The 21,833-nt window shown below is 47.6% G+C and carries 18 protein-coding genes; 5 read left to right on the top strand and 13 right to left on the bottom strand.

Annotation, left to right across the window (positions count from 1 at the left end; all coding sequences use genetic code 11):
- Positions 1-77: 77 nt before the first annotated feature.
- From F7D47_RS00155 to lysS, 7 genes are all read right to left on the bottom strand, one after another.
- Positions 78-1,280 (bottom strand): uracil-xanthine permease family protein, encoded by a 1,203-nt coding sequence (locus tag F7D47_RS00155; protein ID WP_153086392.1) that lies wholly within the window; start codon positions 1,278-1,280, stop codon positions 78-80.
- A 15-nt stretch (positions 1,281-1,295) separates the two neighbouring features.
- Complete coding sequence (locus F7D47_RS00150) at positions 1,296-2,504, bottom strand: GDP-L-fucose synthase family protein (protein ID WP_006847208.1); 1,209 nt, start codon at positions 2,502-2,504, stop codon at positions 1,296-1,298.
- A 44-nt stretch (positions 2,505-2,548) separates the two neighbouring features.
- On the bottom strand, positions 2,549-3,658 hold the full coding sequence (gene gmd / locus F7D47_RS00145) for a GDP-mannose 4,6-dehydratase (RefSeq protein ID WP_022121697.1): 1,110 nt from the start codon (positions 3,656-3,658) through the stop codon (positions 2,549-2,551).
- A 65-nt stretch (positions 3,659-3,723) separates the two neighbouring features.
- Positions 3,724-4,449 (bottom strand): HAD family hydrolase, encoded by a 726-nt coding sequence (locus F7D47_RS00140; RefSeq protein WP_117691754.1) that lies wholly within the window; start codon positions 4,447-4,449, stop codon positions 3,724-3,726.
- Positions 4,450-4,533: 84 nt separating this feature from the next.
- Positions 4,534-5,889: a glucose-6-phosphate isomerase gene (locus F7D47_RS00135; RefSeq protein WP_153086391.1), complete on the bottom strand. Its 1,356-nt coding sequence runs from the start codon at positions 5,887-5,889 to the stop codon at positions 4,534-4,536.
- A gap of 83 nt (positions 5,890-5,972) precedes the next feature.
- Positions 5,973-6,971 carry an NAD(P)H-dependent glycerol-3-phosphate dehydrogenase gene (locus tag F7D47_RS00130; RefSeq protein WP_006847212.1) on the bottom strand — a complete coding sequence of 333 codons (999 nt, stop codon included), beginning with the start codon at positions 6,969-6,971 and terminating at the stop codon, positions 5,973-5,975.
- 124 nt (positions 6,972-7,095) lie between these two features.
- Entirely contained in the window at positions 7,096-8,826 is a 1,731-nt protein-coding gene (gene lysS / locus F7D47_RS00125; RefSeq protein WP_118151047.1) for a lysine--tRNA ligase, read from the bottom strand.
- A 272-nt stretch (positions 8,827-9,098) separates the two neighbouring features.
- On the opposite strand from lysS, the gene F7D47_RS00120 reads away from it, so the two are divergent.
- The 4 genes from F7D47_RS00120 to menB all read left to right on the top strand — a co-directional run bounded on the left by F7D47_RS00120 (position 9,099) and on the right by menB (position 13,537).
- Complete coding sequence (locus tag F7D47_RS00120; RefSeq protein ID WP_153086390.1) at positions 9,099-9,545, top strand: PaaI family thioesterase; 447 nt, start codon at positions 9,099-9,101, stop codon at positions 9,543-9,545.
- A complete protein-coding gene (locus tag F7D47_RS00115) occupies positions 9,542-10,720 on the top strand; it encodes a chorismate-binding protein (RefSeq protein WP_153086389.1) in 1,179 nt (392 codons plus the stop codon). The genes F7D47_RS00120 and F7D47_RS00115 overlap by 4 nt, the downstream gene beginning before the upstream one ends.
- A 107-nt stretch (positions 10,721-10,827) precedes the next feature.
- A complete protein-coding gene (gene menD, locus F7D47_RS00110) occupies positions 10,828-12,636 on the top strand; it encodes a 2-succinyl-5-enolpyruvyl-6-hydroxy-3-cyclohexene-1-carboxylic-acid synthase (RefSeq protein ID WP_153086388.1) in 1,809 nt (602 codons plus the stop codon).
- A 79-nt stretch (positions 12,637-12,715) separates the two neighbouring features.
- The gene (menB, locus tag F7D47_RS00105) at positions 12,716-13,537 is read left to right on the top strand and encodes a 1,4-dihydroxy-2-naphthoyl-CoA synthase (RefSeq protein WP_153086387.1); all 822 of its coding nucleotides are present in this window, start codon (positions 12,716-12,718) and stop codon (positions 13,535-13,537) included.
- Positions 13,538-13,605: 68 nt separating this feature from the next.
- Here menB and queF read toward each other — a convergent pair whose 3' ends face one another.
- The 3 genes from queF to F7D47_RS00090 form a co-directional block, all read right to left on the bottom strand.
- Positions 13,606-14,061, bottom strand: a complete 456-nt coding sequence (gene queF, locus F7D47_RS00100) for a preQ(1) synthase (RefSeq protein ID WP_006847219.1) — start codon at positions 14,059-14,061, stop codon at positions 13,606-13,608.
- 40 nt (positions 14,062-14,101) lie between these two features.
- The gene (locus F7D47_RS00095) at positions 14,102-14,794 is read right to left on the bottom strand and encodes a queuosine precursor transporter (RefSeq protein ID WP_153086386.1); all 693 of its coding nucleotides are present in this window, start codon (positions 14,792-14,794) and stop codon (positions 14,102-14,104) included.
- Between the two features lie 338 nt (positions 14,795-15,132).
- A complete protein-coding gene (locus F7D47_RS00090) occupies positions 15,133-17,379 on the bottom strand; it encodes an inorganic phosphate transporter (RefSeq protein ID WP_153086385.1) in 2,247 nt (748 codons plus the stop codon).
- Between the two features lie 239 nt (positions 17,380-17,618).
- Here F7D47_RS00090 and F7D47_RS00085 point away from each other — a divergent pair, with 239 nt between their 5' ends.
- Positions 17,619-18,335, top strand: coding sequence for an HAD family hydrolase (locus F7D47_RS00085; RefSeq protein ID WP_118151060.1), 717 nt, complete (start codon positions 17,619-17,621; stop codon positions 18,333-18,335).
- Between the two features lie 230 nt (positions 18,336-18,565).
- On the opposite strand, the gene miaA is transcribed toward F7D47_RS00085, so the two are convergent.
- From miaA to F7D47_RS00070, 3 genes are all read right to left on the bottom strand, one after another.
- Complete coding sequence (gene miaA, locus F7D47_RS00080; RefSeq protein WP_153086384.1) at positions 18,566-19,468, bottom strand: tRNA (adenosine(37)-N6)-dimethylallyltransferase MiaA; 903 nt, start codon at positions 19,466-19,468, stop codon at positions 18,566-18,568.
- 99 nt (positions 19,469-19,567) lie between these two features.
- On the bottom strand, positions 19,568-20,338 hold the full coding sequence (lpxA, locus tag F7D47_RS00075) for an acyl-ACP--UDP-N-acetylglucosamine O-acyltransferase (RefSeq protein WP_153086383.1): 771 nt from the start codon (positions 20,336-20,338) through the stop codon (positions 19,568-19,570).
- A gap of 15 nt (positions 20,339-20,353) precedes the next feature.
- Complete coding sequence (locus F7D47_RS00070) at positions 20,354-21,736, bottom strand: bifunctional UDP-3-O-[3-hydroxymyristoyl] N-acetylglucosamine deacetylase/3-hydroxyacyl-ACP dehydratase (protein ID WP_437181633.1); 1,383 nt, start codon at positions 21,734-21,736, stop codon at positions 20,354-20,356.
- Positions 21,737-21,833: the final 97 nt, after the last annotated feature.

Raw genomic sequence — 21,833 nt, 5'->3', positions numbered from 1 at the left:
ATCCGCTTACTCCGAATGATGCAAGAAAAAAAGAAAAAGCTTTGAAAACAATCTCGTTTTCAAAGCTTTTTCCTTATTTATGCCTCTTTCTTCTTCGTCTTAGGAAGAACGAGGTTGAGAACTACGCCGATGACGGCGGAAAGACCGATGCCGGAAATGGCGAAGGAACCGGATGAGAGAACGGCGCCACCCAAGCCCATCGTCAGCATCACAGAGATGATGATAACATTGCGGGTTTCATTCATGTCTACCTTGTTCTGCATCAGATTCTGAACGCCCACACTTGCGATGGTTCCAAAAAGCAGCAGCATGATGCCACCTAAAACCGCCTGAGGAATGCTCTGCAACAAAGCACTCAACTTGCCCACGATGGAGAAACAGATGGCGGTGGCTGCGGATATGCGAATCACAGCAGGACTCGTTACCTTGGTGATAGACATCGCACCTGTTACCTCTGAATAAGTGGTCTCAGGAGGTCCGCCCAGAAAGGCTGAACAGAGACATGCCAGTCCATCGCCCAACATCGTGCGATGCAATCCCGGATCTGCCACGAAATCCTTCTTGGCTACGGCACTCACCACATATACATCGCCGATATGCTCCAGCACCGGAGCTATTGCCACGGGCAACATATAGAGGAATGGAGCCCAGGAGAAATGGGTGATGGTATCGAAGGATACAGGACAGGAGAACCATGATGCCGTTGCCACGCCCGAGAAATCTACCTCGCCCATGCAGATGGCGATGACATAGCCCACGATAACCCCCGAAATGATAGGAACCAGCTTCATCAAGCCCTTGCAGAAGGTAAGCACCAGGATAGCGGTGATGAGCGATGCAAAGGCGAGAATCCAGTTGGTCTTTGCCATATCCACAGCGCTGCCCGAAAGGGAGAGACCGATGAGGATGATGGCGGGACCGATGACTACCGGAGGAAAAATCCTGTCCAGCAGTTTCTTGCCCTGCCATTTCACTAGGGCGCTCATGACGAAATACACCAGAGAAACGCTGGTTAGTCCGGCGATTGTTCCCGGCAGTCCCCATTGCTTGGTTGCAGCGATGATAGGGGCGATAAAGGCGAAGGAACTGCCCAGGAAAATAGGCACCTTACCCTTGGTGATGAAGTGAAAAAGAAAGGTTCCTACACCAGCGGTGAAGAGAGCCGTTGCCGGATCGATGCCTATCAGAAGAGGCACCAGAACCGTTGCACCGAAAGCCACAAACAGGAACTGTACTCCCACAAGGGTTTTCTTGGTCATAGAAAGTTGTTCTGTATCCATAATCGATATTCTTTATTAGTCTTTCAGACTCTCCTGATACCAGTCGAAGAGTTTCTTCACACCATCCTCAATCTCTACCTTATGCGTCCAGCCGAGGCTGTGGAGCTTATCTACAGAGATGAGCTTGCGCATGGTTCCATCTGGCTTGCTGGCGTCAAACTCTACCTCGCCTTCGAAACCTACTGCCTTTACTACAAGCTCAGAAAGTTCACGGATGGTGAGCTCCTTGCCGGTACCCACGTTGATGTGGCAGTTGCGAATCTCACCGAGAGAAGGGATAGCGCCACCACGGCCCTCAGAGTTGTTTCTATCCACAGCACCATCTACCTTGGCACCATAGAATACAGAACTGTACTTCTCGATACCGATGATGTCCTTGAAATCTACATTCAGGAGCACGTGAACGCTGGCATCTGCCATATCTTCGCTCCAGAGAAACTCACGCAATGGTTTGCCTGTTCCCCAAAGCACTACCTTGTTGTCGTAGATGCCGTAGAACTCCAGCGCCTTCAGAATGCGCTCGTGAGAGTTGCTGCCGTCTACGTTACCCTCGCCGATGATTTCGCGGAGCTTATCAGTAGGGTTGATAGGGCGCTTGTTCATATCCACCTCGATGCTGTGCCAGTCGCCATCGTGGATGAGTTTGGCAAGATAAATCTTGCGCATCATCGCAGGCATTACGTGGCTGTTCTCCAGATGGAAGTTATCGTTAGGGCCATAGAGGTTGGTTGGCATCACAGCGATATAGTTGGTACCATACTGAAGGTTGTAGCTCTCGCACATCTTCAGTCCGGCAATCTTGGCGATGGCATATTCCTCGTTGGTATATTCCAGCGGAGAAGTAAGGAGCACATCTTCGCTCATAGGCTGCGGTGCATTCTTAGGATAGATGCAGGTAGAGCCCAGGAAGAGGAGCTTCTTCACGCCATGAGAATAGGCGTTGCTGATTACGTTGCATTGCATCTTCATGTTCTGCATGATGAAGTCTGCACGATACAATGAATTCGCCATGATACCGCCCACGAAGGCAGCAGCCAGAACTACTGCATCCGGCTTCTCCTCATCAAAGAACTTCTCTACTGCATACTGGTCGGTCAAGTCGAGTTCTTTGTGAGAACGGCCTACCAGATTATTATAGCCTCTCTTCTTGAGGTTATTCCAGATAGCAGAACCCACGAGTCCGTGGTGTCCTGCTATATAAATCTTAGAATCTTTTGATAACATTGATTATTGCTATAAACTATCTATCAACTGTTAACTATAAACTATTACTTAACAATACCCTTCTCGAGATATTCTGCAAGATTGCAGCGAACCTTCTGACCGGCATCCTCGGCAGCTACCTTAGCCATATCGCTCTCTACCATGATCTTGACGAGATCCTCGAAAGAGGTGGTGTTAGGATTCCAGTTGAGCTTAGCCTTTGCCTTTGTTGGGTCACCCCAGAGGTTCACCACGTCGGTAGGACGGTAGAAATCTGGAGAAACCTCAACGAGTGTCTTGCCGATGAGTTCCTCAGGACCCTCAACACAGATACCTTTCTCGTTCTCATCCTTGCCTTCCCATTTCAGTTCGATTCCTACATAGTGGAACGCCAGCTGGGCGAACTCACGAACAGAGTGCTGCTTACCTGTTGCAATCACAAAGTCCTCTGGTTTCTCAGCCTGGAGAATCAGCCACATACACTCTACATAATCCTTGGCATAACCCCAGTCGCGGAGTGAATCCAGGTTACCGAGATAGAGCTTGTCTTGCTTGCCCTGCTTGATGCGGGCTGCAGCCAAAGTAATCTTGCGGGTTACGAAAGTCTCACCACGGCGCTCACTTTCATGATTGAAGAGGATACCCGAGCAGCAGAACATATCATAAGCCTCACGATACTCCTTGACAATCCAGAAACCATACTGCTTGGCAACAGCGTATGGAGAATAAGGGTGGAATGGAGTGTTCTCGTTCTGAGGAACCTCTTCTACCTTACCGTAGAGCTCAGATGTTGAAGCCTGATACATGCGGCAGGTCTTCTCCAGACCGCATTGGCGGATAGCCTCCAGGATACGGAGCACACCGGTAGCATCTACATCTGCTGTAAACTCAGGGGAGTCGAAGCTCACCTGTACGTGGCTCTGTGCTGCCAGATTATATACCTCAGTAGGTTTCACCTTGTTCATTACCTGGATGATACTCATAGAGTCACCGAGGTCAGCATAGTGAAGATGGAAATTAGGTGTACCCTCCAAATGGGCAATTCTTTCGCGGTAGTCGGTAGATGATCGGCGGATAGTTCCGTGAACATCATACCCTTTTTCCAACAATAATTCAGCCAAGTATGAACCATCCTGGCCTGTAATACCTGTAATTAAAGCTACTTTTCTATTCATGTCATTATATGTTTTTAATGATGTCTTTTTATTGAATAAGTCAGAATATCTGTGGGTAAACCGGATTAAGCCTTAGCAATCAGGTTTTCAAAGTCATCACAGAATTCAGTCATCTGGTGATAGAGTAGATTGCAACCCTTATTGGATAATTCTTCATCTGGTAGCGGACCGCTGTTAATTGCTACCGTAAAAATGTTGGCTGCCACGCCGGCACGGACGCCCAAAGGAGCATTCTCTACCACGATGCCTTCCCAGGGTTTCAGGTTTCCTGCCTTCTGCAATCCCATGAGATATGGGTCAGGATTTGGTTTGCCGCGCTTTACATCATAGGCGGTTACGATATGAGCTTCATCCAGAAAATCGCCGAAGTCGTTGAGCAGTCGCATGATGAGCGGGCGCTGTCCGCTTCCTGTTACCACTCCTACCTGCATGCCGGCATCTTTAATCTTCTGCATGATTTCCTTTACGCCAGGAAATATTTCGGCAGTAGGCATCGAGTGGAATATTTCGGTCTTTACATCATACATCTTCTGTGCTTCGTCCAGCGTGATGTCGATGCCCTTCTGCTTCTTCACCATCATCTGGATAGTATCAATGCCTCGGGCTCCTTCGGTGGCATAAGCATCGGCTGCTGTCATGTGGATATCAAACTGTTTCATCGATTCCTGCCATGCCACAGCATGATTTGGCATACTGTTGTACAGCACGCCGTCCATATCAAAAAGCACGGCTTTAGGGTTGAATTCCCCAAAGCCGTGTTCTTTCATATATTTAAAAATAATTTCCTTCATCAATTATTTAATGTTTTGTGTTTAATGTTTAGTGTTTAATGCTTTGCATGGCGTATGCCTCAACTAAACATTAAACACTACACATTATTCATTCTTCAAGCGCTCCTGGATAGCTTTGCTCTCTGCCTCATAACCTGGCTTGTTGAGCAATGCGAACATATTCTTCTTGTATGCCTCAACACCAGGCTGGTTGAATGGGTTCACCTCTTCCAAGAGACCGCTGATACCGCAAGCCTTCTCGAAGAAGTAGATCAGCTGACCGAGGTAGTAAGCGTTCAACTCTGGTACGTTAACCAGGATGTTAGGAACACCACCGTCAACGTGAGCCAAACGTGTACCGAGCTCTGCCATCTTGTTCACCTCGTCAACACGCTTGCCCTCGAGGAAGTTCAAACCGTCGAGGTTCTCATCATCGTGAGGGAAGAGCAACTTCTCGTTAGGAGTCTCTACGCTGATAACAGTCTCGAAGATAGAGCGCTCGCCCTGCTGAATCCACTGGCCCATAGAGTGAAGGTCGGTAGTGAAGTCGCAAGCTGCTGGGAAGATACCCTTCTGGTCCTTACCCTCGCTCTCACCATAGAGCTGCTTCCACCACTCAGCGAAGTAGTGAAGTTTAGGCTGGAAGTTGCATACGATCTCAATCTTCTTGCCAGCCTGAGTATAGAGAGCCTGACGTGTAGCTGCATAGATAGCTGCCGGATTCTCCTCGAAAGCTACGTCCTTGCCACAAGCCTTCTCCATGTCAGCCGCACCAGCTACGAGCTGCTTTACATCGAAGCCTGCTACTGCGATAGGCAACAAACCTACAGGGGTCAAAACAGAGAAGCGGCCACCTACATTATCAGGGATGATGAAGCTCTTGTAACCCTCCTTGTCAGCACAAGTACGTGCAGCACCCTTCTTGGCGTCGGTTACAGCTACGATAACATTCTTAGCCTCTTCCTTACCGCGCTGATCCTCGCATTGCTTCTTCAAAAGACGGAAAGCGAGAGCAGTCTCAGTAGTGGTACCAGACTTAGAGATATTGATGACACCAAACTTCTTGTTCTTCAAGAAAGAAGTCAACTCGAAGAGGTAGTCCTCACCGATATTGTTACCTGCGAAGAGGATAGTAGGGTTCTTCTTGTCGTTTACGAGCCAAGCGAAAGAGTTGCCGAGACCTTCGATAACGGCGCGTGCACCGAGGTAGCTACCACCGATACCTGCTACAACAACCACCTCACACTTTTCGCGCAAAGTATTGGCAACAGCCTGAATCTCATTGAGGAACTCAGGAGTGATTGAAGATGGCAAATGTAACCATCCCAAGAAATCGTTACCTTCACAAGTGCCGTTCTCAAGAGCTTCCTGAGCGGCCTTAACCTTAGGCTCGTAAGCCTTTACTGCACCTTCTGTAAGGAATGATGCAGCCTTTGTAATGTTTAAGCTGATACTTTTCATTTTTCTTTTAATATCTAAATGAATGTGTTAATGTTACTACTTGAAGACAAACTCTTCTGCCGAAGCCGAAGGATAGGATGTGCCTATCTGAACGAGTCGGTCAAGAGTTTGATTTCGATTTGCGGACTGATGCGCTCGTACAATATATTATATACAGCATCGAGAATCGGCATGTTGACGTGCATGTGGCGATTGATTTCCTTCATACACTTGGTGCCGAAATATCCTTCTGCAATCATCTCCATCTCTATCTGCGCACTCTTCACGCTGTAGCCCTTGCCTATCATGGTTCCGAAGGTGCGGTTGCGGGAAAAATTGCTGTAACCTGTTACGAGCAAGTCGCCCAGATAAACTGAGTCGTACATGCTTCGGTCGATAGGGTGGACGGCTGTCAGGAAGCGGTGCATCTCCTGAACGGCATTTGACATGAGTACCGCCTGGAAGTTGTCACCATACTTCAGACCGCCACAGATACCTGCTGCGATGGCGTATACGTTCTTCAGAACCGAAGAGTATTCGATACCGATGACATCGCTCGAAGTCTTGGTCTTGATGAATTCACTCGCCAGACAATCGTTGGCGAAGGCACGCGCCTTTTCGGTATCGCTACAGCCCACGGTGAGATAGCTCAGTCGCTCCAGTGCCACCTCCTCGGCATGAGAAGGACCTCCGATGCAGGCGAGGTTCTCGTAAGGCACATCGTAAACCTGATGGAAATACTCTGAGCAAACGAGGTTTTCATCAGGCACAATACCTTTGATGGCTGTGATGATGAACTTGTCGCTGAGTCGCGTCTTGAGCTTCTTGAGATGATTCTTCAGATAAGGCGACGGGGTGACGAACACGAGTGTATCGTAATTCTGCACTATCTTGTTGATGTCGGAAGAGAAGAAAATCTCATCTACATTGAATCGTGCCGACATCAGATAGGCAGGGTTGTGCCCCATGCGCTTGAAGTCCTCGATGCGGTCATCGCGACGCATATACCAGCCTATATGATGAGTATGACCCACCACAATCTTGGCTATTGCCGTAGCCCAGCTACCGCCGCCAATTATCGCTATTTTACCGCAGTTGAACACTTCGAATGAATTTATAATTAATAATTAATAATGAGACTTTCGCCTTTGTTTGTAGATATAATGTATAACCAATAAAAAGCCGGAGCTCTTTATTAATTATACATTATTAATTATGCATTATCAATTAAGCATTTGCTGCATTAATCCAGCCCTGGATGTCGTCAACAGAAGGCTTCTCGTAGCCGAGCTTGTACTTTTTGTTGATTTCTCCAATCTTTTGCTGCAAGCCTTGTGCTTTTTCTTCACGGATATCAGAGATGAGGTTGAAGCCTGCCTTGCGGAGCACGTATGCCCAATCCTCTGGCACGCCAATCTCTTCCCATTCCTTGATGGTGCTCTGTGGCATCTTCTTCTCTGGCTTCATCTGTGGGAAGAACAGTACCTCCTGAATGAAGGTCTTGCCTGTCATCAACATGACCAAGCGGTCGATACCGATACCAATACCAGATGTTGGAGGCATACCGTACTGGAGGGCACGGAGGAAGTCCTGATCGATGATCATCGCCTCGTCATCACCCTTGTCAGCAAGCTTCATCTGGTCGATGAAACGCTCTTCCTGGTCAATTGGGTCGTTGAGCTCAGAGTATGCATTGGCAAGCTCCTTACCGTTTACCATCAACTCGAAACGCTCGGTCAAGCCTGGCTTAGAACGGTGCATCTTGGTCAATGGAGACATCTCTACAGGATAGTCGGTGATGAAGGTTGGCTGGAGGAAGGTTCCCTCGCAGAACTCACCGAAGAGCTCATCAATCAACTTACCCTTACCCATGGTCTCATCTACGTCCATGCCCTTCTCCTTGCAGAATGCGCGGATCTCTTCCTCGGTCTTGCCGTTGCAGTCGAAACCGGTCTTCTCCTTGATGGCATCGAGGATAGGCAGACGGCGATATGGAGCCTTGAAACTGATGATGTTGCCATCAATCTCGCGCTCTGGCTTGCCGTTTACGGCGATACAGATCGTTTCGAGCAACTTCTCTGTGAAAGCCATCATCCAGTTGTAGTCCTTGTACTGAACATAAAGCTCCATACAGGTAAACTCAGGGTTGTGGTTGCGGTCCATACCCTCGTTGCGGAAGTTCTTGCCGATTTCATAAACACCCTCGAAACCACCTACGATGAGGCGCTTCAGGTAGAGCTCGGTAGCGATACGCATGTACATATCCTGATCGAGCGCATTGAAGTGGGTGATGAATGGACGGGCAGAAGCACCACCGGCAATGCTCTGCAGGGTAGGAGTCTCTACCTCAGTATAACCTGCGTTGTCGAGTACGCTGCGGAGTGTGCGGAGTACGGTAGCACGCTGCAGGAAAGTATCCTTTACGCCATCATTAACGATAAGGTCAACGTAGCGCTGGCGGTAACGCAACTCTGGATCATCGAACTTGTCGTAAGCCACGCCATCCTTATACTTCACGATAGGGAGTGGCTTCAAACTCTTAGAGAGCAGGCACAGTTCCTTGGCGTGAACAGAAATCTCGCCAGTCTGTGTGCGGAATACGAAACCCTTTACACCGATGAAGTCACCGATATCGAGAAGCTTCTTGAATACTGTATTATAAAGGTCCTTGTTCTCGTCTGGACAAATCTCGTCGCGGGCGATATAAACCTGGATTCTTCCCTTTGAGTCCTGCAACTCAGCGAAGCTAGCTTTACCCATTACGCGGCGCCCCATCATACGTCCGGCGATAACTACCTGGCGTGGCTCGTCCTCGTCCTTGAATTCAGCTTTGATATCTGTGCTGAATGCATTGGTTGGAAACTCTGCTGCTGGGTATGGGTCGATACCCATCTCGCGCAATGTCTGAAGACTCTGTCTGCGAACGATTTCCTGTTCGCTTAGCTCTAAAATGTTCATATTCTATTCAGATATATCTTTTATTTTCTTATTTTTGGTGCAAAAATACAAAATAAATCTGAACTATATGCCGTTTTTTATGTTTTTTATTATTAAAGAAAGGAAAAGGTATGTAAAGTTTGCCCTTCATCAAATAAAAAGTGCGATAAATTTTGTTTTCTCTAAAGAAAGTCTTACCTTTGCGTTGAGTTTATCAGAAACATACTTTGGAGCGAAGAGAAAACGAATAGCTCTGAATCAATAACAAAATACGAAAAATAGGAGATAATAAGATGAACATAGATGAATTAGTAAAAAGAATCAGCAAGACTGATGGATTATCCAAGACCCTCGGAATGCATTTCATTTCTACCCCTGAGCCTGATACGCTTCAGGCAACGATGAAGGTAGATGAGCGTAATCGCCAACCTTTCGGCTTCTTGAGTGGAGGTGCTTCTCTGGCTCTTGCCGAGAATGTGGCGGGTATCGGTTCCCTGGCGCTCTGTCCGGGACAGATTGCCGTGGGTATCAACGTGAACGGTACTCACGTTCAGGCGGTCAGCGAGGGCGATACGGTTACTGCCTTTGCCAAGATTGTGCACAAGGGCAGAACCTTGCATACCTGGCAGGTGGATATCAAGAATACGGCTGGTGAGGTAATCTGTACCGTACAGGTAACCAACTATGTGTTCACTCCAAAGAAAGATAATCCGAAAAAAGGGGCAGAAACTAAGGTATGATAGCTTTTGCGTATTATCGTCTGCCTTATCTGCACCATGCTACCTATGTGGCTCAGCATGAGGGAGAACCTGAGGTACTCTCTTCTGTGGCAGAACTGAATGGCAAGGAAGGTTTCGTGATAGCTCCTTTCGCGCCATCCAGCGAATGTCCCGTGGTGTTAATGCATCCGGATGAAAGCAAACTTCTCTCTGCCGAGGGGGCTGAAAATGCATCGCGATGCGGCACTTCCTACGTCGTGACGCAGCAGGATTTACGTCGGGACGTAGCAGAATCTACGTCGGGACGTAATTTTGAAGCCTATGCAAGGGAGTTTGAATGCTTTCACCGGCAGCTCTCTGAAGGTAAATTCAGCAAGATTGTTCTGGCAAGAAAACTGCGTATTCAGAGCAATCGGCAGTCTTTAGAATCAGTCCAGACTTCAGCAGTGCAAGATGCCGGCAAGCCTTCAGATGTGCAGAATACAGCCAATGCTTCAGTTGTGCAGGATTCAGACTCTTTAAAGGCTCTGTTTCTGAAGACCTGCCGGATGTATTCCCGTCTTTTTGTAGCCTTGATTTATACACCCCAATCGGGTTTATGGCTGATGGCTACACCTGAAATTCTGCTTAAAGGTGAACAGAATCAGATGGCAACCATGTCGCTGGCAGGCACCCAAAAGGCTGAACCTTCCAAGACCGTAGCCGATTATCCGGTAGAAGGGATAGAATGGTCGGAGAAGAACAGAGAGGAACAGCAGTATGTAACCGATTATATCGAGGATTGCATCAAGGCCTTTTCGGATGATTATCAGAAGAAGGGACCTTATACCACGATGGCTGCCAATCTCTATCATCTCCGTACCGACATCGCTTTCCGTCTGCATGATACGGGGCGTCTGGGCGATGTGCTCGATGCCTTATATCCTACGCCTGCCGTCTGCGGAATACCGAAGGATGAAGCTCGCCGGTTTATCCTGCAGCATGAACATCAGTCGCGCAAATACTACAGTGGTTTTGTGGGACCGATTTCGCCGAAAGGTAAGACGCATCTCTATGTTTCCCTGCGCTGCATGAACATCCTGGATGACGGCTCTTGCGAACTCTATGCCGGAGGCGGATTGCTGAAGGAAAGCGAGATGGAGAAGGAGTGGAAGGAAACTGAAGCTAAGATGCAGACCATCCTGTCGGTCCTGTAAAGGTCTTGCAGAGAAATGATAGGGATTCATTCTGATTTTATAATGCTAAAAGACAAAGGCTCTTCAAGAATCTGAAAACATAAAAATAACCTGAAAAATAAGGTGAAATGTATAGCAATAAAGAAAACGTCAATATTTTGACAAGTTTACTGGTAGCGCATGGTGTTCGCCATGCTGTGGTGTGTCCGGGCAGCAGAAATGCAGCCATAGTTCACAATCTCAACGAGTGTGAAGACATCACTTGCTATCCTGTAACCGACGAACGTAGCGCCGGCTTCCAAGCTCTTGGACTTTCTATGGCTGAAGGTTATCAGCCTGTCGTAGTGTGTGTGACTTCGGGTTCTGCATTGCTCAATCTTTATCCGGCAGTAGCTGAGGCTTATTATCAGCAAATCCCGCTCATAGTGATTTCTGCCGACAGACCGGCACAGTGGATCAACCAGCTGGATGGTCAGACGCTTCCTCAGCCTGATGCTTTGGGGCAGATGGTAAGAAAAGCGGTATCTCTGCCAGAAGTGTTCGCTGGTGAGCAGCAGGAAAAGATGCATTGGTATTGCAACCGGCTGGTCAACGAAGCGCTGTTGAAAAGCATGGGGCGGGTAAAGGGACCTGTACACATCAATGTACCTATCTCTGAGCCTTTCTATTCGTTTACGAAAGAAGCTTTGCCCGTTGAGCGCAAGATAGAGGTTGCTTACTGCAGGGCAAATATTGACACATTTGAAGAGACCCCTTTTGAATGTGTGTTAAAAGCCAAACGTCCATTGTTGGTAATAGGACAGTTGGACAATACCGAAAAATATGTAGACTTGTTGGCTTATATTGACCGGATGCCTATATTATGGGAATCTCTGGCAATGCCACCTTATCTATATAAGGTTCAGGAAGAACTGGGAGAAGATTGGAATAAAACCACCATGTATGGCGCTTTCGAGAATTTGATGGATGAAATAAAGGACGATGAAAGATTCTGTCCTGACCTGGTGGTTTATATAGGTGGACATATTGTGAGCAAGAAGCTGAAATCTTATCTGCGTTCGCTTAAAGGAATTGAGCAGATAAGAATCTCGCAAGAGGCTGATATCGAAGATACGTTCATGCATCTTACTAAAGTGATGGATTTGCCAAACAGTGATGCTATGTCATGGTTGGATAATTTTGGCTGGCACAACCACTGGAAGGATTATCGCAAATTGTGGATGGATGCGTTGGCTAAAAGCTATGAACGCAAAGAGAACTTCAAGCCTGAGTTCAGCAGTCTGGCTACCGTAAAGGAATTCTTCTGCCAGCTTCAGAAGGTTGAGCCTCAGGATTTCAAAGCGTTCACCTTAGGCGGTAAAGATGCTCATGACGATGGTATCTATGACCGCAAATTCGATACTTTCCTTCCTGGTCTGATGAGCAGCGTCATTTCCGGCAACAGTTCTGCCATCCGGTTGATGAATCTGTATGCCGACCGCCATGTTTACTGCAATCGTGGTGTGAACGGCATAGAAGGTTCTCTTTCTACGGCTGTAGGTTTCTCGATGTGCAAGAACAAGTCTGATAAGCATGTATACTGCGTTCTCGGCGACCTGAGTTTCTTCTATGACCAGAATGCGCTCTGGAATAGAAATCTGAATGGCAAACTCCGTATCATCGTGCTCAATAATGGTGGCGGTGCCATCTTTGGCAAGTTCCAGGGATTAAAGGAGAGTCAGGCTCGCGAAGAAATGGTAATGGCAAAGCATCATGCAACGGCTGAAGGAATCTGTAGTCAGAATGAGGTAAAATATCTCGCAGCTCATACGATGGAAGAGATGGAACAGGGCATCAGCCAATTGATTCATGCCGAGAGCGAGCGCCCGATGCTTCTGGAGGTTTTCACCGATATGGATGTAGATAATGAGATGCTGGAAGCCATCCAGAAGTGCTGATAGAGGACCTGTAAGGAACTATAACTGATAGTTCTGTCAAAAGAATAAGATAAATAGTAATCATAAAGTTCAAAGTAAAATGAGAGAATGGAAGAAGATAGAAGGTTTTGATTTCAAGGAAATCATCTTCGAGGAGTATAATCATATCGCTAAGATTACCATCAACCGTGAGCGCTACCGTAATGCCTTCACGCCGTTGACCACTTGGGAGATGGCGCAGGCATTCAACTATTGCCGCGACTGTCTGGATATCCGTGTTGTCATCCTGACGGGTGCTGGTGATAAGGCATTCTGTGCAGGTGGTGACATGCATGTAAAGGGCCGAGGCGGTTATGTAGGTAATGATGGTGTACCTCGCCTGAATGTGCTCGATGTACAGATGCAGATTCGCCGTTTGCCAAAGCCGGTCATCGCTATGGTAAATGGTTATGCCATCGGTGGCGGTCATGTGCTTCATGTGATGTGCGACCTGACCATCGCTTCAGAGAATGCCATCTTCGGGCAGACCGGTCCTAAGGTGGGAAGTTTTGATGCCGGTTTCGGTTCTTCTTATCTGGCACGAATGGTGGGACAAAAGAAGGCACGCGAAATCTGGTTCCTCTGCAAGCAGTATTCTGCCAAGGAGGCTGAACAGATGGGAATGGTGAACAAGGTGGTGCCTCTCGACCAGTTGGAAGATACCTGTGTAGAGTGGGCTGAAATCATGATGGAGCGTTCGCCTCTGGCACTCCGTATGATCAAGGCTGGCTTGAATGCCGAACTGGATGGTCAGGCTGGTATTCAGGAGTTGGCTGGCGATGCCACGATGCTCTATTATACGATGGATGAGGCTCAGGAGGGCGGCAAGGCGTTCCTGGAGAAACGCAAGCCTCGCTTCGAGGATTATCCTCAGTTCCCATAATGACATCAGCTATAAACAATAAAAACCTCGGAAGATGCATAAAAGCAATCTTCCGAGGTTTCTTGTTTTTATTCGTGAGTAGCGAATCTCTGTTCTGCCAGTTTCTCGTATTTGGTGCCTGGCTTGCCATAGTTGGCATACGGCCAGATGCTGATGCCGCCACGAGGAGTAAAGATGCCTGTTACCTCTATATATTTAGGATCCATCAGCTTGATGAGATCCTTCATGATGATGTTCACGCAGTCTTCATGGAAGTCGCCATGATTGCGGAAACTGAAGAGATAAAGTTTCAGACTCTTGCTCTCTACCATCTTTACGTCAGGAATATAGCTGATGCGAATCTCTGCGAAATCTGGCTGACCCGTAATAGGGCAGAGTGATGTAAACTCAGGGCAGTTGAAACGTACCCAGTAATCATTGCCAGGATGCTTGTTCACGAAAGTTTCGAGCACCTCTGGCGCATAATCCATTCTATATGTAGTCTTGGCACCTAATGCCTGAAGACCGTCTTCTTTTCTATCCACGCTTGGTAATGTTTTAATGTTTGAAATTTACTGATGTCTTTTAGCCGAGGCTGAAGATCTTGAATACATTGTAGGAGATGTTATTGTCGTATGTATCTTCACCTTCATGCTTCTTCACGTATTTCACTACACGGATGGTCAGAGGCAGTACCACAATCTCGTAGGCAGTCTTCAGTATCACCTGCCAGAGCATGAGCCAAGGCAATTCTGATGCAGGCACCACACCGCCCAGGGCAAGTGGGAAGAAGATAAGACTGTCGCAACTCTCACCTGCAATGGTACTGAGGATGGCACGGGCAGAGAAATGCTTGCCACCATCGCGGATTTTCATCACGCTCATCACATAGGCATTGGCAAATGAACCGATGATGAAGGCTACGAAAGAGGCTGCTGCAATGCGGGGTGCCAGACCGAAGATGGCATGAAAACCGGCATCGTTGGTCCAATAAGGTGCTGCAGGAATTACATCGCAGATAGCACCCAGTGCCACGAAGAAGAAGTTCATCGCAAAGCCGGTCCAGATCAACAGACGCGCTTTCTGATAGCCCCATACTTCGCATACCAAATCATTGATGATGTAGCTTACAGGGAATACGATGAGTCCACCGGTAAGGGAAACTGGCCCGAAGGCGATTTGCTTTGTTTCGAGTACGTTTGCTGCAATCAGGCAAACGCAGAAGAGGATGCTGAAAAGCATAAACAGCACGCTCACTTGAGTTTTTTTCTTGTCCATTTTCTTGTTTTTTACGAGGTTTACCAAGCACTCGGGTTATTGAATATGATGATTCTTTTCAGAAATCGGCTGCAAAATTACAACTTTTCTTCCTAATAGCCAAATATTTGTGCAAAAAAATGGCTCCAAATACTAATCACTAGCACTTGAAGCCCTTATCTAACTAAAAACCTAAAACTTTTTTCTAAAAACTAAACCTAACAATCTTAACCTATGAGAAACTAACCTTTTCAGATTATATTGTGATAGCAAAATAACACTCTTGTTATCCGCTGTCATCTGTCATCATGCAACAGATATACCAAAAAGTAGTTTCGTGACAAGATGTCAGAGAAAATTTACTTTTCCATAAACTTCTTTGCAGCTCTTAACTGATGTCTCATCACACTCAGGAATTCCTGACTCTCCTGCAGTACGTTGAGATAAACTAGAGAAATCTGCATCAGCGTATTGTCAGTCATGTGCTGGATGCGGTCGATATGCTTCTTGCGGAGAACAGAAAGCTCGTCTTTGCAGGCATCTGCCTCGGCAAGAATTTCGCGATAGCTGTCATATCTGCCAGTTTCAATCAGTTCGCAGCTCATGCGCATCAGGTCGTTGATCTTCTGGCGTACAGGAGCAAACTCCTTGATGTATTCAGCTGGAAGCGGATTGAAGTTGTTGTCAACATGTTCCTTGATCGGGTCGAGCATACGGCGCAGAGAGTAGATAAACTGCTGGTTGCTGTTGGCGCCCAGATGGAACCAGGTGTTGCGCTCGATGGCAATCTCGATAGGCGATTTCTTCAAACCGAGCATCTCCTGGCGACGGAACTTCTTCAGCATATCCTGTTCCTTCTTCAGTTCCTTGTTAGCATGACGAAGGTCGCGGGTATTCTCGTTGGTAAGACCATCCATAATCTGGTTGAACTCGTTCAGGGCGAAGTGGCAGACGTAAGACTGGGTGCGTGAAACCTGACGGCGAAGCAAATCCCATACAATCTCCGGGTCGCGGGAACGCATCATCAGCTGGAATGTACTGCTCTTGCCCTCTTCCTTAGCCTTCTTGTTATACTTGATGTTGCTGCGAATGAGCAGGTAGATAACCAAGCCCATGAAGCAAGCCTGGATGCCCACACCACCGAAGTGCATGATGATACAAACAATGGCACAGGCTGCGAAAGCTACACCGGCTGTGATGAACCAACCACCGATTACACTCAATACACCTGTTACACGGAATACGGCACTCTCGCGGCTCCATGCTCTATCAGCAAGTGAAGAACCCATAGCTACCATGAAGGTAACGTAGGTGGTAGAGAGAGGCAACTTGAGGTTGGTACCGATGGTGATCAGCATAGAAGCAAGTACCAGGTTTACGGCTGCACGAACCACGTCGAAAGCAGCACTCTCCTCGAGTTCAACATTATTCTTGTCGAAACGGCTGTTTATCCAGTTCATCAGCGCCTTTGGCATAAACTGCTTCAACCATGAATCTGTAGCCTGGCAGTTGCGTACAATCACGCGGGCTGCAGAAGAACTGCCGAACATCTCATCGCCCTCATCCTGACGGCTCAAGTCAACAGAAGTCTTGATTACGTTCTGTGCTTTCTTGGATGTCGCCATGGCGATAATCATCACGGCACCGGCAGCAAGCAGGAAGCCAGGAGTGGTCTTGGCGCTCTCCATCAATGAAGTCATCATAAACTGGTCTGGCGCTGCACCGTTGGCATTTGCCATATAGTCCTGATAAGAAGAGAGACCAGCCAGAGGCACACCGATGAAGTTTACCAAGTCGTTACCAGCGAAAGCCATAGCCAGGGCGAAAGTACCCATCAGCACCGTAAACTTGAAGATGTTGACACGGCAGAGGTGCAGGAATTCCATTACAACAGCAGATACCACGAAGGTGATGCAGATGAGGAAACCGAGATTCTGGTCGATATAATCGCGCACCTCAGCAGGCAAGTAAGGACTCTTGCCCAAACCCTTCATAAAGATGAAGTAAGAGAGGGCTGTAAAGGCGATACCACCGAAGATGGCGATGCTGTAGCGGCTGTGCTTGCGGTAGTTGAAGGTGAAAATGATACGGGAAAGCCACATCACAAAGGCACCAAACACGAAGGCGATGATGACAGATGAGAAGATACCCATAATTACCTCCAACGCCTTGTTGCTATTGAGCAATACGCCATAGTTGAGGCTGTCGTCTCCATACATCTTCAATGTTGCGAGGATGAAAGCACCACCCAGCAACTCGAATACCAGAGAGACGGTAGTAGAGGTTGGCATACCTAAGGTGTTGAACACATCCAGGATGATGACATCAGTCACCATGACCGCCAGGAAGAGCGTCATCACTTCTTCGAATGTAAAGTGGTCAGGACTCATGATACCATGGCGGGCGATATCCATCATTCCCGATGACATGATGGCTCCGAGAACCACACCGCAGGATGCGATAATCAGCACCGTGCGAAATTTAGCCACCTTTGCTCCGATGGCAGATTGCAGGAAGTTAACAGCATCGTTGCTGACTCCTACGAAGAGATCAAACACTGCCAGACAGAGCAGGAAGATCACAATACATAAATAAATTGTACCCATTATTATCTTAATGTTTATTGTTATTGTTTACTTTGTGGGGGACATTTCTTTCCCTTATTTGCGGGAGTTATCCATTTTCTCCTTCTTTTCGGCTGCAAAAGTACGTAGGAAATGTTACAGGCTATTTAAACAGATGTTACATTCTTGTTAAAAACGATTTTTCTTCTGTTTTTCTGAAAGAAAGTAGTATCTTTGCAGTCAGAACGCCTATATATAATAAGGTGTAAAACATAACAAACATGAAAATGGATAGATTTAAAGATATCAGGGCGATAGCCTTCGATGCTGATGATACGCTCTGGGCATTACAGGAATATTTCGAAGAGGTGGAGCATGAATATTGCGAACTTCTTTCTGAATACGGAAAAGAGAAAGAAATCTCTGCCGCTCTTCTGGAGACGGAAAGTGGTAATATGGCTGACTTGGGGTATGGCTGCAAGGCTTTCACCATTTCGCTGGTAGAGAATGCCGTGAAGGTAAGTAAGGGCAAGGTTTCTGCCTATGTGATTGCTCAGATTATAGGGCTGGGAAAGAGTCTGCTGCATCTTGATGCCAAACCGCTGGAGGGGGTAGAGGAGACGCTGGCTCTGCTGCATGAAAAGAAGAAAGAGGGCAGGGGATTGAAACTTGCCGTCTTTACGAAGGGAGAGTTGCAGGATCAGGAGAATAAATTATGGCGCTCGGGTTTGCAGCGTTATTTTGATGTGGTAAGTATTGTGAGTGATAAAAAGCCTGAAGCTTACCGCCGCCTCTGCAGGGAACTGGATGTCCAGCCTTCAGAACTCGTCATGGTGGGTAACAGTTTCAAGAGTGATATTGCTCCTGCGCTGAGCATCGGCTGTTCTGCCATCCATATTCCTGCCCAATCTATTTGGGCGCATGAGAAGACTGAAGAGTATGAACACCCGAAACTCCGCCGCATCTCATATTTCAAGGAGATTCTTGATTGGATATAGAGGGATGGATATCAGCTTTTCCTCTTTATCTGCTGATACCCATCTACCGCGTTTTACGGTTTTATGTGTGTTAAATATCTGAAAATCAGTTAGTTTACTACCTTGTTACGATGCTTTACCGTATTATGTATGTTAAGTGTTTGAAAATCAATAAGTTTACCCACTTGACCCCTTAAAATAAGGGGTCAAGCCTTACTTTAGGATAACTCTTAGTAAAAAGGGACTAAGAGTTATCCTATTTCTTTATCTATATACGCAAGGATTTCTTCTTGCTGGTCTGGATGGAACCATTGGATAGTGGTATCCCGCTTAAACCAGGTAAGCTGCTTGCGCATGTATTCACGGCTATGCGACTGTATCTGGCGGATGGCTTCATCCTTATCTATCTCGCCATCGAAATAGGCAAACATTTCCTTGTAGCCCACGGTTCTCAAGGCAGTGAGGCCCTTGTGTGGATATACGCTGCGTGCTTCTGCCTCCAGACCTTCGTCCATCATCATCAGTACACGCTGGTTGATGCGGTCGTAGAGTTCAGTTCTGTCGCGGTTCAGACCTATCTTGATGATGCGGAAAGGGCGCTGCTTCTTTTCGGATGTGCGGAAAGAAGTATAAGTCTTGCCGGTCTGATGGCAGATTTCCAGGGCATGAACCACGCGGCGTGGATTCTTCCTGTCTACTATCGCCCAGTGCTCCGGATCCATCTTGTGGAGTTCTTCTACCAGTGCCTCCAGCCCTTCCTCTTCCAGCCGCTGTTTCATCCAAGTGCGGATGTCGTCACGAACTGTAGGGATGTCGTCGATTCCTTTGCATACAGCATCGATATACATCATGCTGCCGCCTGTAAGCAGCGCCACATCGTGATTCTTGAAGATATCTTCCTGCAGGAGATTCATTACATCAGCCTCGTATTGGGCAGCGCTGTAATAGTCTTCGATGTGGTGGTTTCCTACGAAATAATGCTTCACCCGCTGCTGCTGTTCGGCAGTAGGGGCTGCGGTTCCTATAGGGAGTTCGGCGAAAATCTGGCGGGAGTCGGCATTGATGATAGGTATAGCGAGATGCTCTGCCAGTGAAAGGCAAAGCTCCGTTTTACCTACACCGGTAGGACCTAAGACCACAATCAATGTTTTCATATATCATTCTTTATATTCAAGAAAAAAGCATCCTTGCTCGTTTCATAAACCTATGCAAGGATGCTCTTTTTACCTTTTTACTTTTTTACCCTTTTACTTTTATCGGATAATGCCTCGCTGAGAACTCTCTACGAAGTCGATAATGTACTGAATCTCCTTGGTAATCTCAAGATTCTTCTTGATTTCCTCGATACCTTCCTTCAATATACCCTTGCTGTAGAGCAGGCGGTAAGCCTCGTGGATGTTCTGGATGGTCTCACTGCTGAAACCGCGACGGCGCAGACCGATGAGGTTGATGCTGCAGTAGCGGGTTGGCTCCTTGCCGGCAATGATGTAAGGAGGAATATCCTGAGAGAAACGGCAACCGCCCTGGATCATCACGTAACCTGCGATATGGCAGAACTGGTGAACGAGAACGTTGGCGCTGACGATGGCGTTGTCGTCTACTACCACCTCACCGGCAAACTTGGTAGAGTTGCCGATAATCAAGCCGCTGCCGAGCACGCAGTCGTGAGCTATGTGAACGGTCTCCATCAGGAGGTTGTTGCTGCCTACTACGGTCTTGCCCTTAGAGGCTGTACCACGAGAGATAGTAACGTTCTCACGGATGCTGTTGTTATCGCCCACCTCGCAGGTTGTCTGCTCGCCCTTGAACTTCAAGTCCTGAGGCTTGGTAGAGATGCTGGCGCCTGGGAAAAATTCATTATTGTTGCCGATGCGAGCGCCCACGTGAATGGTAACGCTGTTCTGCAATACGTTGTTATCGCCCAAAACGGTGTCCTTGTCGATATAGCAGAAAGGACCGATAATGTTGTTGTCACCGAGTTTTGCCTCTGGATGAACAAACGCTAATGGACTAATCTGATTCATATTTCTATTTTATTATTACTTGTTCTTAACAATCTGTGCTGTGAAAGTAGCCTCTGCCACCACCTGGTCGCCTACGAACATATAGCCCTTCATAGAGCTGATGCCATGACGTACAGGTGCGAGGAGTTCTACACGGAAGAGGAGGGTATCGCCTGGAACCACCTTCTTGCGGAACTTCACATCATCGAGCTTCATGAAGTAAGTACTCCAGCGCTCCGGCTCCTCCAACTGGTTGAGGACGAGCAGACCGCCACACTGTGCCATCGCCTCTACCTGGAGAACGCCTGGCATCACTGGCTCTTCAGGGAAGTGACCGGTGAAGAAAGGCTCGTTGCTGGTTACATTCTTTACGCCCACGATGCTGTTAGGACCCATAGCAATGACCTTATCGACCAGCTGCATAGGGTAGCGGTGAGGCAGGAGCTGACGGATGCGGATATTATCCATGATTGGCTCCTCGTTAGGATCGTAGATAGGAGCCTGAATCTCGTGCTTGCGAATCTCCTTGCGCATGAGGCGGGCGAACTTGTTGTTTACGGTATGGCCTGGACGCGTAGCGATGATGCGGCCCTTGATAGGCTTGCCGATGAGTGCCATATCGCCGATGATATCGAGCAGTTTATGACGTGTACATTCGTTCTCCCACTGCAATGGACGGTGTTGGATGTAACCCAACTTGTTAGCATCCATGTGAGGCACCTTGAGATGGTCGGCGAGCTGGTCGAGCTGAGCCTGTTCTACCTGGCGCTCGTAGATAACGATGGCATTGTCCAGGTCACCACCCTTAATGAGGTTAGCCTGGAGCAGAGGCATGATGTCGCGTACGAAAACGAAGGTACGGGCTGATGCAATCTCCTCTGCGTATGTCTCCATCTTTTCGAGAGTAGCAAACTGGCTGTTGATGAATTTGCTCTCGAAAGAACACATGGCTGTGATGCTGAAGTCCTCGTCAGGAAGGATGGTGATGACAGACCCATTATCATCTTTCACCTCAATCTTATGACGGATGATGTAGTAGTCTTTCTCAGCATTCTGCTCCTGGATGCCTATGCTCTGGATCTTCTCTACATACGGAGCAGCAGAACCGTCGAGGATAGGGAACTCAGGACCGTTTACCTGGATGAGACAGTTGTCGATGCCGAGGGCATAGAGTGCTGACATACCATGCTCGATGGTAGAAACGCGGATATCGCCCTTACCGAGTACGGTACCGCGCTGTGTTTCAACAACGTTCTCAGCTACAGCCTGGATAACAGGCTCGCCTTCGAGGTCGATGCGCTGTATTTTATAACCGGTGTTCTCTAGTGCAGGATTGAAAGTTACGGTGAGGCTCAAGCCTGTATGCAAACCCTTTCCGCAAAGAGAGAAACTACCTTTCAGTGTCTTCTGTTTTGACATAATTATATTCATTTTTTAGGCACGGATAACACGGATTTTTTCTCTGCGTTTTCTTCGGATTCCTTAGTGGCGTTAGCCTCCGCGTCATCCGTGTCAT

Origin of the sequence: Segatella copri (genome assembly GCF_009494835.1) — a bacterium.
In the GTDB taxonomy this organism is placed as follows: domain Bacteria; phylum Bacteroidota; class Bacteroidia; order Bacteroidales; family Bacteroidaceae; genus Prevotella; species Prevotella copri_F.
This window is presented reverse-complemented; position numbering and strand designations above follow the sequence as displayed.